Annotated in this window: 13 protein-coding genes; 5 read left to right on the plus strand and 8 right to left on the minus strand. The window is 70.5% G+C overall.

The annotated features are described in order from the left end of the window. Nucleotides 1-15: 15 nt before the first annotated feature. Nucleotides 16-555, minus strand: coding sequence for a P-loop NTPase family protein (locus tag C0010_RS00920; protein WP_105565184.1), 540 nt, complete (start codon nt 553-555; stop codon nt 16-18). A gap of 48 nt (nt 556-603) precedes the next feature. Next, nucleotides 604-1047: a MarR family winged helix-turn-helix transcriptional regulator gene (locus tag C0010_RS00925; protein ID WP_158685209.1), complete on the minus strand. Its 444-nt coding sequence runs from the start codon at nt 1045-1047 to the stop codon at nt 604-606. Nucleotides 1048-1104: 57 nt separating this feature from the next. Between C0010_RS00925 and C0010_RS00930 the strand changes: the two genes are divergently transcribed. Beyond that, the gene (locus tag C0010_RS00930) at nt 1105-2328 is read left to right on the plus strand and encodes a multidrug effflux MFS transporter (RefSeq protein WP_105565186.1); all 1224 of its coding nucleotides are present in this window, start codon (nt 1105-1107) and stop codon (nt 2326-2328) included. Nucleotides 2329-2369: 41 nt separating this feature from the next. Continuing rightward, nucleotides 2370-3686 carry an MFS transporter gene (locus tag C0010_RS00935; RefSeq protein WP_105565187.1) on the plus strand — a complete coding sequence of 439 codons (1317 nt, stop codon included), beginning with the start codon at nt 2370-2372 and terminating at the stop codon, nt 3684-3686. A 9-nt stretch (nt 3687-3695) separates the two neighbouring features. On the opposite strand, the gene C0010_RS00940 is transcribed toward C0010_RS00935, so the two are convergent. Then, the gene (locus C0010_RS00940; protein WP_105565188.1) at nt 3696-4049 is read right to left on the minus strand and encodes a DUF6176 family protein; all 354 of its coding nucleotides are present in this window, start codon (nt 4047-4049) and stop codon (nt 3696-3698) included. Between the two features lie 66 nt (nt 4050-4115). On the opposite strand from C0010_RS00940, the gene C0010_RS00945 reads away from it, so the two are divergent. Both C0010_RS00945 and C0010_RS00950 read left to right on the plus strand, forming a co-directional pair. After that, the gene (locus C0010_RS00945; RefSeq protein ID WP_105565189.1) at nt 4116-4583 is read left to right on the plus strand and encodes an HAD-IA family hydrolase; all 468 of its coding nucleotides are present in this window, start codon (nt 4116-4118) and stop codon (nt 4581-4583) included. Between the two features lie 75 nt (nt 4584-4658). Then, nucleotides 4659-5030 carry a DUF3052 domain-containing protein gene (locus C0010_RS00950; protein WP_105565190.1) on the plus strand — a complete coding sequence of 124 codons (372 nt, stop codon included), beginning with the start codon at nt 4659-4661 and terminating at the stop codon, nt 5028-5030. Between the two features lie 15 nt (nt 5031-5045). On the opposite strand, the gene C0010_RS00955 is transcribed toward C0010_RS00950, so the two are convergent. Beyond that, nucleotides 5046-5588: a YaeQ family protein gene (locus tag C0010_RS00955; protein WP_105565191.1), complete on the minus strand. Its 543-nt coding sequence runs from the start codon at nt 5586-5588 to the stop codon at nt 5046-5048. Nucleotides 5589-5634: 46 nt separating this feature from the next. Further along, on the minus strand, nt 5635-5850 hold the full coding sequence (locus tag C0010_RS00960) for a hypothetical protein (RefSeq protein WP_105565192.1): 216 nt from the start codon (nt 5848-5850) through the stop codon (nt 5635-5637). A 26-nt stretch (nt 5851-5876) separates the two neighbouring features. Between C0010_RS00960 and C0010_RS00965 the strand changes: the two genes are divergently transcribed. Next, entirely contained in the window at nt 5877-6395 is a 519-nt protein-coding gene (locus tag C0010_RS00965) for a CGNR zinc finger domain-containing protein (protein WP_105565193.1), read from the plus strand. 81 nt (nt 6396-6476) lie between these two features. On the opposite strand, the gene C0010_RS00970 is transcribed toward C0010_RS00965, so the two are convergent. From C0010_RS00970 to C0010_RS00980, 3 genes are all read right to left on the minus strand, one after another. Then, nucleotides 6477-7190, minus strand: a complete 714-nt coding sequence (locus tag C0010_RS00970; protein ID WP_232531657.1) for a LysM peptidoglycan-binding domain-containing protein — start codon at nt 7188-7190, stop codon at nt 6477-6479. Between the two features lie 205 nt (nt 7191-7395). Continuing rightward, nucleotides 7396-10704: a DEAD/DEAH box helicase gene (locus C0010_RS00975; protein ID WP_105565195.1), complete on the minus strand. Its 3309-nt coding sequence runs from the start codon at nt 10702-10704 to the stop codon at nt 7396-7398. A gap of 78 nt (nt 10705-10782) precedes the next feature. Next, nucleotides 10783-12678 (minus strand): alkyl/aryl-sulfatase, encoded by a 1896-nt coding sequence (locus C0010_RS00980; RefSeq protein ID WP_105565196.1) that lies wholly within the window; start codon nt 12676-12678, stop codon nt 10783-10785. Nucleotides 12679-12709: the final 31 nt, after the last annotated feature.

Below are 12709 nucleotides of genomic sequence, written 5' to 3' on the forward strand. Positions count from 1 at the left end.
CACACTCCCGGCGGATCACCTCAGCGAGGCGACCCAGCGGTCGACCTCGCGCACCGACCGCAGGTGCACGAATTCGAAGTCATCGCGCGCGGCCAGCTCGGAGAGCACGTCACCGAACTCGCGCCGGTACTTGTTCCGCGTGCGCCAGCCCCAGCGCAGGATGTGCTCCGGGTTGGTGAAGATCGTCCACAGCGGCGGTTCGACCATGCCCGCCCGCCACAGCGCGACCCGTCGCACGCGCCTCCGCACCGTGCGCTTGATCAGGCGCCAGTACTGAACGCGGAACGGCAGATCGATCCAGACGAGCGCCTGCGCCCTGTCGAGCAGGATCGGCCGCGCATCGCTGTACTGCCACTCCGTTACCCACGCCCCGCTGCTCGCGAGCTTCCGCACCTCGTCGAGGAAATCGGGACGCGGCGCCCACCCTGGCCCCCAGTGCAGGTCATCGATCTCGACGTGGGGAACGTCGAGCAGCCGACCGACGCGAGCCGCCAGGGTCGTCTTCCCGACGCCCGTGACGCCCGCGACGAGGATCCTGCGATGATCGAACGGCATCCGTCGAGCCTAGCGCCAGCTCGTGCGCGGCCCGCTGATCCGTACTCGTCAGTCCTGGTGGCGCCGGCGCTCGATGAGGGCCCGCGTCATCCGCTCGAGGAGCTCCGCCGCACCCTCGAGGTCGGCCCCGGGCGGGGCGACCTCGGCGAGCAGGTCCGCCCAGTTCCCTCGCAGGCGTTCGAGGTTCTCCCCCGCGAACGCCGTCGAGCGGACGACGACGCCGCGGCCGTCGCCGTGTCCGCTCTCTCGTGTGACGAGCCCCTTGGCTTCGAGGCCGCGCAGCGCTGTCGACAGATTCGAGCGCTGCAGGCCGAGCAGCTCCGCCAGTTCGCTCGGCGCGATCCCCCCGGCGCGATCGATCACGCGCAGCGCGATGCGCTCGTTGAGCGTGAGCGGAACCACCGACTCATACCGATGCCCCGACTCGATCTCGCGCGCCATCGCGACGACCCCGTCGGCCAGATCGGCCAGCGCCTCTCGTCTCGCCACCATTCCCCCATCGTAGATCCGGTTCGACATTTGATGTTAGTTATATTACTATTATCACCTATGACCACGCTCAACGACCGCTCCACCGGATCGATCCCCACATCGCGCGCCGCGCTGACGACGGGGCTGCTCGGCATCCTCGCCCTGCTCTCCGCCGTCGCACCGTTCGCGACGGACCTCTACCTGCCGACCTTCCCCGCGATCGCCGCTGAGTTCGGCGCCGATGCCACCGGTGTGCAGCTCACGCTCACCGCCTTCCTCATCGGGGTGGCCGCCGGCCAGCTGATGTTCGGCCCGCTCTCGGACCGCTTCGGGCGGCGTCCGCTGCTCCTGATCGGCGCCGTCGTGTTCGTCATCGCGAGCGCCGCAACCGTGTTCGCGCCCTCCCTCGGCGTCCTGATCGCGGCCCGACTGCTGCAGGGCCTGTCCGGCGCCGCGGGAATGGTCCTCGGGCGCGCCGTGATCGCCGACCTCGCCGTCGGCCCCGCCGCCGCCCGCGCCATGAGCCTCATGATGATCGTCGGCGGCGTCGCGCCCGTGGTGGCCCCGCTCGTCGGGGGCGCCATCGCCGAGTCGCTCGGATGGCGGGGCGTGCTCGCCGTCGTCCTGGGCATCGCCGTCGTGATGCTCGTCGCGGTCTCCGCCGGCATCCGGGAGAGCCTGCCGCGCGAGCGCCGCGCGGAGCTCGCCGTCCTCCGCCGCGCCACAGGCTCGCCCCTGCGCGCCATGCTGTCCCGTGAGTACATCGGCTACACGCTGACGTTCGCGTTCAGCTTCACCGCGATGATGGGCTACATCTCCGCTTCGCCGTTCCTCTACCAGAGCATGATGGGGCTGACGGAGCTGCAGTACGGGCTCCTCTTCGGCGCCAACTCGCTCGCGCTGATGGCCACGAGCGCGGTCTCGTCGAAGCTCGTCGGCCGGGTGCCCGCACGCCGCCTCGTCGCGATCGGCCTGATCGCGATGGCCGTCGGCGTGGCCGCTCTGCTCCTGCTCGCACTCGCCGGCGCCGCCGCCTGGACCCTCGCAGTCGCGGTGTTCGTCGTCGTCGCGTCACTCGGCTTCGTGTTCGGCAACGCCACGGCGCTCGCCCTCGGCGCGGTCCCGGATGCCGCTGGCAGCGCATCGGCCGTGCTCGGCGCACTGCAGTTCGGCCTCGCCGCCGTCGTGTCGCCGCTCGTGAGCATCGGCGGCGAGACGACCGCGGTCCCGCTCGCGATCGTGATGGCCGTCGCCGCCGCGATCTCCGTCGCGGCGTTCCTCACGACGCGCCGCGTGCGCTGAGGCGGCGCTCGTCGGCGAACCGACCGGAGTAGCGTAGCCGGGTGCGAACCGTCACCGACTCCCCCTCCTGGCGGTCATGGCTCATCTGGGGCGTCGGGGTCGCGGCGTACCTGCTCGCGATCACGAACCGCGCCTCGCTCAGCGCGGTCGGCGTCGACGCGGCCGAACGGTTCCACGCGGACGCTGCAACGCTCTCCCTCTTCGCAGTCATGCAGCTCGCCGTGTACGGCGGCGCCCAGATCCCCGTCGGCGTACTGCTCGATCGGTTCGGGGCCAGGCCGATCATCACGGCGGGGATGCTGCTCATGGCGGCCGGGCAGTTCGTGATGGCGGTCTCCCCCAGCATCGGCATCGCGATCCTGGCCCGGATGCTCCTCGGCGCCGGTGACGCCGCTGTCTTCCCCGCCGTACTGCGGCTCGTCGCCACGTGGTTCCCGGCCCAGCGCGGGCCGCTCATGGTGCAGCTGACGGGCCTCGTCGGGCAATCAGGTCAGCTGCTCGCCCTGATCCCGCTCGCCGCCCTTCTGCACGCGACGACCTGGACCATCACGTTCGGCAGCATCGCCGGTCTGTGCGTGCTCTTCGCCATCCTGGTCTGGCTCATCGTGCGGAACCATCCGCCGGAGCGCACCGCCGACGTGACGGTCAACACCGAGACCGGTGCGGTACGCGTCGTCACTTCGTCCATCGACACGGGTGTCGGCATCCGCGGCGCCTGGGCGCACCCCGGCACGCGCCTCGCGTTCTGGTCGCACTTCACGACGCCGTTCGCGGGAACCGCGTTCCTGCTGCTCTGGGGTATGCCGTTCCTGACGGCCGGCGAGGGGCTGAGCAGCGCCGCCGCCGCGTCCCTGCTCTCGCTCAACGTCGTCGCCGCGATGGTGCTGGGCCCCGTGGTCGGGGAGCTCTCTCGGCGCATCCCGCTGCGCCGTTCGCTCGCACTGGTCCTCCCCAGCGTCGGCGTACAGGTCGCCGCCTGGCTCGCGGTCATCCTGTGGCCGGGCCCCGCGCCGCTCTGGCTGCTGACCGCGCTCGTCGTGGCGCTCGCCGCCGGCGGTCCGGCTTCCATGATCGCGTTCGACCACGCGCGCACCCACAACCCCGCCCACCGGCTCAGCACGGCGACCGGCGTGACGAACTCGGGCGGCTTCCTCGCCGCGCTCATCGCGATCTTCCTGATCGGCCTCACCCTCGACCTCCAGGGCGCCGGAACGCCCGACACCTACAACCTCGAGGCATTCCGCTGCGCCTTCCTCACGCAGCTGCCGCTCTGGGCGATCGGCACGCTCGGCATCCTCGTCAACCGCAAGCGCACCCGCATCCGGATGGGCCTGGACCCCGATCCGAAAGCCCGATAGGGACCGGGCTCAGTCCAGTGGTTTCATCGAAGCAATCACACGCTCCGGCACCATGTGGACGAGCGGCGTCAGGTCTACCGGCGGGTACTCGTCGTCAATGCACTCACGCCAGAACGTGACGTGGTGCTGGTCGAGCCAGTGCTCCGACAGCGCGACATCGACGTCCACTTCGCCCTGCACGCTGTACCAGTACAGGTACTGCACGCCCTCGACCTTCTCTGTGAAGATCGTCTCGACGTACATCTGCTCGGGCTCAAGCGTCTCGCGCACTGCCTCTGCGTTGGCGTTCAGGAAGCCCATCCATTCCGCGACGCGTTCGCCCGCGCCGTCTCGTACCCGGAAACGGGTCAGTTCGATCCTCACCCGTCCATTGTGGCCCGTTCCGTGCCCGCCAGAGTGATGCACGGCACCATCGCCTAGCGTGGCGGCATGGAGTTCGAGGCCGATGCCGCGCTGTTCGACGTCAACGGGACGCTGCTGCGGTTCGGGCGGGCGCTGCCGGGTGCGGTCGATCTCGTGTCCGCACTGCCGAAGCACAGGTGGGCGATCGTCACGACCGCCCTGGCGGCGGGCACGTCGCCCCGGCTCGCCGCTCAGGGCTTCCCGCTGCCTGATGTCGTGATCGGCGGCGAGGACGTGACCGTCGGGAAGCCCGACCCCGAGGGATACCTCCTCGCGGCCTCGCGGCTCGGGGTCGATCCGGCCCGATGCGTCGTCTTCGAGGACACGGTGCGCGGCGTTTCTGCGGGCCGCGCGGCGGGCGCGACCGTCGTCGCGATCGCGACGACGCGGCCGGCTGCGCAGTTGAGCCGTGCGGACGCCGTCGTGGACTCGCTGACGGGCATCCGGATCGAAGTCACCCTCGCGGGCAGCCTGCTCGTGCGCACCTCGCCCTGATCCGCCCCCTGGTGCGGACGCGCGAAGGATGGAACCCTTGGAACCCCGTTCCAGTGCCGCCACGAGGAGAGCAGAATGGCCCGCACAGTCGCCGAGAAGCTGCAGATCAAACCGAACGAAGAGCTGCTGTTCGAGGGCACGGATGATCAGCTCGCCCTGCTCGCACCCCTGCCCGAAGGCGTCAGCGTCGTGCGGGGGATCGAGCGCGACACGAGCGATACCGCCTTCGCGTTCGCCGCCGACCGCGCGCGCCTCGACGAGCTGCTCGCTTCGAACCTGCCGGCGCTGACGTCGTTCCGCGCGGCATGGATCGGCTACCCGAAGGGCGGGCGCAGCGACATCAACCGCGACAGGATCTGGGAGCGCGTCGAGGAGGAGGGCTGGACCCTCACCGCGAACATCGCGATCTCCGAGGAGTGGTCATCCGTGCGCCTCAAACGGGCCTGACGCACCGCACCCCGCTCACGCGATCCGGTGCTCCCCCAGATGCGCGCTGTGCGCAGCGCCGTTGATCTCGAGATACAGCTGCCCCTCCGTGACCGAGAGCGTGACGGAGTTGCGGCGGGCGAGGTCGCCGGCGACGGCGTCGACGAAGGCGGGGTCGAAGGCCCGCACGACGACGTCCTCGGCCCTGTGGATCTTCTTGCCCGCCCAGTTGGCGAGCAGCTTCCCGGGGTCGCGGTGCGTGTACACGGCGACCCTGTCGGCGAGCTTGCTGCCGAAGTGGACGCGCTCGGCGTCCGGTGCGCCCACTTCGATCCACGCCGTCAGTCTGCCCGTGAGATCGCGGACCTGCACCGCCGGCTCGTCGGTCGACGCGATACCGTCCGGGCTGAATCCGATGCCCTCCTCGTACTCGAGCAGGTAGGCCAGGAGGCGCGTCACCATGAACGCGTCCGTCTCGGACTGGTGCCGCGCCACGCGCAGCGAGACCTCGTCGTAGACGCCGCGATCCACGTCGGCGAGCTGGATGTCGAATGTGTGGATCGTCGTGCCGATTGCCATGGACTTGAAGCCTACCGGGGCGCCGCCAGGGTTCCCGCCCGCTGGTTCACCCGCGCGGCTCGGCCCCGACGACCGCCGACAGCGCCGCGGGCGCGAGGTCACCTGCCCCGCGGAGATCGACCCGCCTCGCACCACACGATGCGCACAAGACGTAGGCGATCGTTCCCTCGCTCGTCGGATGCGTCGACTCCGTGATCCATCCGTGCTCGTGGGCTCGCGGCGTCGCCGTGCGGATCGCCTGGGAGATGTGCTCTGTCGCCATGGCCACAAGCCTGGTGTAATGCCCTTATGCATCTCAACCCTTACGGAGAGTACGCCGTCCTCCTCGCCGCATCCCTGGCGAACGATTGGCCGCCCGCCCGCGCGCAGATCGAGGAGCGCACGCGCGAGTTCGGCATGACGATGGCGTTCGCGCGGCACGAGGACGACCATGCGCGGGCCCGCACCGTCATCGACGGGTGGCTCGAGGTCGTGGACGCCGAGGACGACGCCCGCCGAGCCGAACTCCTCAATCGGCAGATGTCGCGTGCCACGGCATACCCCCGGCTCGTCAACCACGACGACGAGGGCTGGCACCTGCACTACCGTGACGAGGATCAGTCGCTCGCCCACGTGCTGCACGCCGTGATCAGCGTCGGCACGGCGTTCCATCTGACGACACGGGGAATGCACCGACTGTCGCGCTGCGCGGCCGCGCCGTGCCGGACCGTCGTGGTCGACGTCACGCGGAACGGGCGACAGCGCTACTGCTCGGTGCGGTGCGCGAATCGCGATGCTGTCCGGCGGCACCGGGCCAGGGCACGCTGAGGCGCGGGCGCCCGGCGCGCACGGACGAGGGCGGGCGCCCGGTCATCCCGGGTACCCGCCCTCACGGCGAACTGACGCGCGTCAGCTCTGCGGCAGCACGAGCTCCTGGCCGACCTCGATGTGGTCGGGGTTGGTCAGCGCGTCCTGGTTGACGGCGAAGACGCCGAGCCAGCCGCTGTCGAGGTCCGCCTTCTCGGCGATCTCGAAGAGCGTGTCGCCCGACTCGACCGTGACGGTCTCGTCCGACGCCTCGACATCGGGCAGGTCGTACGTCGGCTCGGCGGGCGCGGCCTCTTCGGCCGGAGCCGACTCGACGGGGGTTTGCTCCTGGGCGGGAGCCTGCTCCTGCGCGGGAGCCGCCTGCTCGGTCGGGGCGGGCTCGGACGTCGCCTCACGCGGCTCGGCCGACCCGGACGCGCCGATCTGCGCCGAGCACGACGGCCACGCGCCCCAGCCCTGGGACGCGAGGACGTTCTCGGCGACGCGGATCTGCTCGGCGCGCGAGGCGTCGGCGGGGTTCCCGCTGCCGCCGTTGGCCTGCCAGGTCGACATCGAGAACTGCAGGCCGCCATAGTAGCCGTTGCCCGTGTTGATCGACCAGTTGCCGCCGGACTCGCACTGCGCGAGGGCGTCCCAGGTCGAGTCCGATGCGGCGTTGGCGGCGGTCGGCATCAGTACGGCGCCCGCCACGACGGCGAGACCGGCGGCGGCGAGGCCGCCCTTCGCGAGCAGGCCGCCGCGGCGGCTGTCAGCGGTGGGGGTGGAAGTCTTGTTGAACACGGCACTCTTCTCCACGGTCCCGCCTCGGCGCGACGGTCGTCGCGCGGCATCGTCCGCCCGGCCTGGGTTGTTTCGGGTGTGCACGAAGGGCTGGGGCGGATACGGCGGCGCACCTTCGTGATCGAGTCCGACCACGATACACATAAATCACGATTAGATAACAAACGAATTCAGGGACTTGCCAGGATGCTCCACTCCCCCGACAGGATTCGCCCCGCCGCTACACGACCAACGCCCGGTAGTCGTCCGCGGTCAGCCCCGTGGCCGCGGCGGTCCCGTCGAGCACGTCGTCGAAGAGGCGCCGCTTCGCGTCTTGGAGCTCGCGCACCTTCTGCTCGATCGTGCCGGCCGCGATCATCCGGTACACCATCACGGGTTTGTGCTGACCGATGCGGTGGGCGCGGTCGATCGCCTGGGCCTCGGCGGCGGGGTTCCACCACGGATCGAGGATGATGCAGTAATCGGCGGCCGTCAGATTGAGGCCGGTGCCGCCCGCCTTCAGGGAGATGAAGAACGCCGGCACTTCGCCGCTCGAGAAGCGGTCGACCATCGCCTGTCGGCGCCGCGCGGGCGTCGCGCCGTCGAGGTAGGCGTACCGGATGCCGCGCTCGTCGGCCGTGCGGGCGGCGAGGCCGAGGAAATCGGTGAACTGGCTGAAGACGAGCACGCGGTGACCGTCTTCGGTGATCTCTTCGAGCAGCTCCCCGAGTGCGTCGAGCTTCGCCGACGCCGCATCCGGATCGCCGTCCCCGAGCGACGGGTCGAGCGCGTGGCGACGCAGCGTCGTGAGCGTCGCGAGGATCTGCACCTGGTGCTTCTTGACGTCGTCGAGCAGGCCGAGCAGCTTCTGCTGTTCGCGCCGGAAGCGACGGTCGTATGCGCGGCGATGCGCAGGCGAGAGGTCGATCTCGAGCACTTGCTCGGTCTTGGGCGGCAGCTCGGGCGCGACCTCCTCCTTCGTCCTGCGGAGCAGGAACGGCCGGATGCGCGCACGGAGCTCGGCGACGCGCTTCGACGACCCGCGCGAGATCGCCCTGTGGAAATGCTCGCGGAAGTGCTCGCGCGTGCCGAACAGGCCCGGCGCGGCGAGCGTCGCCAGTGCGAACAGCTCCATCACGTTGTTCTCGAGCGGCGTGCCCGTGACGACGAACTTCGTGGGCGCATCGAGAGCGCGTGCCAGTGCGTATCCCTTCGAAGCGGAGTTCTTCACGTTCTGGGCCTCGTCGAGCACCAGCACGCGGAACCCCATGCGGGCGAACTCCTCGTGGTCCAAGCGGAACACGGCGTAGCTGGTCACGACGAGCGAAGCCCCGCCCACGGCGTCCGCGAGCCCCGTGCCCCGTTTGCGCGCCGTCTCGGCGACGCCGACGGCGCCGAGCCCCGGAGCGAACCGCGCGGCCTCTCGCGTCCAGTGGCCGACGACGCTCGTCGGCGCGACGACCAGGAACCGCGAACCGGGCTCGTCGACGCGGGCGCGCTCGAGCGCGGCGAGCATCTGCACCGTCTTGCCGAGCCCCATGTCGTCGGCGAGCACGCCGCCGAGGCGGTGCCGCCTGAGGAAGTCGAGCCAGCTGTAGCCTTCGGCCTGATAATCGCGCAGCTCGGCGTGGAAGCCCCCGGGCGGGTCGCGGCGCTCGATGCCGCCGGAGCCCAGAGAGCGCATCGCATCGAGCCACGACCGCTGCTGTGTCGAGATGACCCCGACCTCCGCGAGCTCCTGCCACAGATCGGCGTCGAGGCGGGGAACGCGATAGGTGCCGGAGGGGCGATCGGTGAGGGCGCGGGCCTCCGTGAGCACGTCACGCAGCTTCGCGAAGCGCGGATCCGTCAGGGGAAAGACGGTGCCGCTGAGCAGCCGCAGGTAGTTCTGGCCGCGGGAGAGCGCCGTGAGCAGGTCGCCGCTCGAGACCGGCTCCCCCTGCACCGTCACGACGATCCTCAGCTCGAGCCAGTCCCGCCCGTCCGGATCGACGCCGAACGAGATCTCGGGGGCGTCGGCGGCGAATTCGTACCGCGGCAGCTCGTCGTGGGCCTCGATGCGGAGCCCGTCGACGCCGCGCAGAAGCGGCAGCACGTGGGCCATGAACTCGACCGTCTCGTCGCGGCCCAAGTCGCGGGCGGGGAACGCCCTGTCGTCGGGTCGCCTGCCCAACAGTTGCGCCCAGCGCCCCGCAGCGAACTCGATGTCGTCGAGGAGCTCGCGCTCGGCGGCGGGGTGGCGCCTCTGCCCGGGCGGGTACTCCCACTCCCAGAACAGCCGCACGATGTCGCTGCTGTGCCGGATGGCGAGCACCAGTTCGGGCGGGGCGGGTTCCGGTATCTCGAACGACCCGTCGGAGGATTCCAGCGGCGCGGCACCGCGCAGGCGCGGGAGGAAGTCCTCGACGAACGCTCCGATGTCGGTCGCCGGGATGCTCAGCCGCCCCTGCCGCTGGAGCGTGTCGAATTCGGATGTCGTCGGGGACGTCAGCGGCGCAACGCCGACCACGTGAGCCGACGCTTCGCCGAGCCGTGCGACCGCGACCGTCGGAGCACCGATCGGCAGCACGTCCGCGCCCGACCAGGTGTCGCCTCCCCCGAACCTCGCCTCGACCACCAGCCCGTCGTCGACTGCACGAATGTCGATCACGGCTTCGACCGGCCCGCCGAAGGGCACGGCGGCCTGGGGCCGCGCGTCGGCGATGAGCGGAAGCCCCGCACCGACCGCGGCTTCGAGGAGCTCCCGCAGTCCGTGCGACGGCACGGCGTCGAGCCGCATCCATTCCGGCGAGCCCCACGGGGCGCTGTGCCGCTCCCAGGTCGTGCTCGGCTGTATTCGCGTCACTGCGGCGGGGAAGTTGTCCCGCCCGGCGAAGAGCGCCTCGATGTCGGCCAGCGCTCGCCAGCGGGCGTCGGTGCTGCCCGACGCCGCAACGTCATGCCACGTGACCTCTCCGCGCACCCACGCGCCGCTCACGCCGCGCACCGCGGGGCGCGCCGCGACCGCGACGTCGCGTTGGCCGCCTCGGCGGGTCTCCTGCACCGTGAGCAGCAGCCCGATCTCGCCCGAGTCCTCCGCATCGTCGGATACCGTGCCGAGAGCCTCGCGGAGCGCTCCGCGCCACCCGCCCTGAGGCTGTTCACGCACCGGCGCCGCCGCAGGCTCGCCCACTGGAAACGTGCTGCCGACACCGGGCGCGCCTTCCGCACGCTCCCTCGGCGACGACGCCTGCCGGGGAGCCGCGCTCCGCGAGACTCCGCCCACTCCGAACGGCTCGGAGCGATCGGCCAGGGCGAACATCGCCGCGGCGACGTGCGCACACGGCGTGACGCCGCAGTGCGCGCACCAGGGCTGGATCGAGCCGTCGCTCGCCAGCTCGACCGCGACGCTCAGGGCACCGACCGACACGTGCGCGATCGAGATGTCCTGCCCCGTCTCGGCCTTGAGGACCCTCACGGGCACGCGAGCCGCCAGCGCCCGGCCGTCGCCCGCATCGTCGTCCGCGAAGAGCGACTCAACGAGATCGTCGGTGAGGCTGATGCGGGTCATGAGACGACACTACGGAGGGCCGGCGACAATCTCGCAATCGGCCAGCGGCGCCCCGCGAGCGGGCTCGCCGGGCGCCGCCTAGCGCGTTAGTGAGGGTGTGACGAAAGCGAAATCCTTGTCACCGGGCTCGAGCACCGCCGTGAGGCGGCCGAGCACCGACGCGTCACCCGTGACCTCGAGCCCAGCGGCTGCGATCGCGTCGGCGGACCCAGCAGCGAGCGCCGGGAGCGCCTTCTTCGCGCCCGTGATCGTCAGGTCGGCGTCGCCCTTCTGGGGCGCCGCGCTGTAGGTGAGCACGCCGTTGGCGAGGCTCAGGCGGTAGCGCGCATCGGCGTCGGTGAGCACGATGTCGATGCTGAGCTTCTCGTCCCACGCCTTCGGCCCGTTCACCTGGATCGCGATGGCGTCGAACAGCATCTCGGGCGAGAGGTTCGCGATCACATCGGGCGCGTTGGTCTCCGTCGGGGTGCCGAACTGACCGTCGCGCAGCTCGGTGGCACCCGACAGATACCAGGTGCGCCACGGGCCGTTCTCCGCACCGTAGCCGAGCTGTTCGTACGTGTCGGCGAGCAGGTCGCGCGCCTCAGCGTGATCCGGCTGCGCGAACACGGCGTGGCTGCCCACCTCGGCGGCCCAGCGGAAGTCGCCCTCGTCGAACGCCTTGCGCGCGTTGGCCACGAGCGCGTCGACGCCGCCCGCGAGCTCCGCGTAGCGCTTCGCCTTCTCCTCGGGAACGTGCGGCCACAGGCTCGCCGGGTTGCCGTCGAAGAAGCCGAGGTAGCGCTGGTAGATGGCGCGGACGTTGTGGCTGACGGAGCCGTAATAGCCGCGCGTCGACCACGCGTTCTCCAGCACCGGGGGCAGCTCGATTACCTCGGCGATCTCGGGACCCGTCAGGCCCTGGTTCATCAGGCGGAGCGTCTGGTCGTGCACGTAGCCGTAGAGATCGCGCTGCAGGGAGAGGAACTCGACGACCCGGTCGGCGCCCCACGTCGGCCAGTGGTGCGACGCGAACACGACCTCGGCGTCGCCGCCGAACAGGTCGATCGTCTCGGTCGTGTACTTCGACCACACGTGCGGGTCGCGCACGACGGCGCCGCGCAGCGTCAGCAGGTTGTGGAAGTTGTGGGTCATGACCTCGGCGGCGCAGAGCGCCTTGAAGTCGGGGAAGTACGTGAGCATCTCGGCCGGCGCCTCAGTACCGGGCGCCATCTGGAAGATCATCCGGACGCCGTCGACGACCTCTTCGTGCCCCGTCGTGTCGATGATGTCGCTGGGTGCGAGGAGCGTGACCTCTCCCGTCGAGAGCGTCTGGCCGAGGCCGGCACCGACCTGCCCCTGCGGGCCGCGGGCCAGCGCCGCACCGTACATGTAACCGGCGCGGCGGTTCATCGCCGTGCCCGCGAAGACGTTCTCCGAGACGGCGTGCTCCATGAAACCTTCGGGCGCGAAGATCCTGATCTCCCCGGAGTCGACCTGCTCCTGCGTCGCGAAGCCCTTGACTCCGCCGTAGTGGTCGGCGTGCGAGTGGGTGTAGATGATCGCCTTGACGGGCCGATCGCCCCGGTGCTCGCGGTAGAGCGCGAGCGCCGCGGCGCCCGTCTCCTTCGTGAGCAGGGTATCGATGACGATGACACCCTCGTCGCCCTCGATGATCGTGGTGTTCGACAGGTCCATACCGCGCACCTGGTAGATACCGGGCACGACCTCGAAGAGGCCCTCGATCGCGGCGAGCTGCGACTGCCGCCACAGGCTCGGGTTGACCGAGTCGGGAGCATCGCCTTCGAGGAACGAGTAGGTCGAGTTGTCCCACACCACGTTTCCGTCGACATCGGTCACCTGGCTCGGCTCGCGCCTGGCGACGAGCCCGCGCGTCGCGTCGTCGAAGTCCTGGGTGTCGTGGAACGGGAGGGTCTTCTTGATGACCTCCTGCTGGGCGATGATGGTGGCACTGGCCGGCTTCTGGTTGGTCATGGGGCGAGTCAATCAGGAGCCGGTCGCCGCC

It is taken from the genome of Microbacterium halophytorum (assembly GCF_002970975.1).
Taxonomy (GTDB): domain Bacteria; phylum Actinomycetota; class Actinomycetes; order Actinomycetales; family Microbacteriaceae; genus Microbacterium; species Microbacterium halophytorum.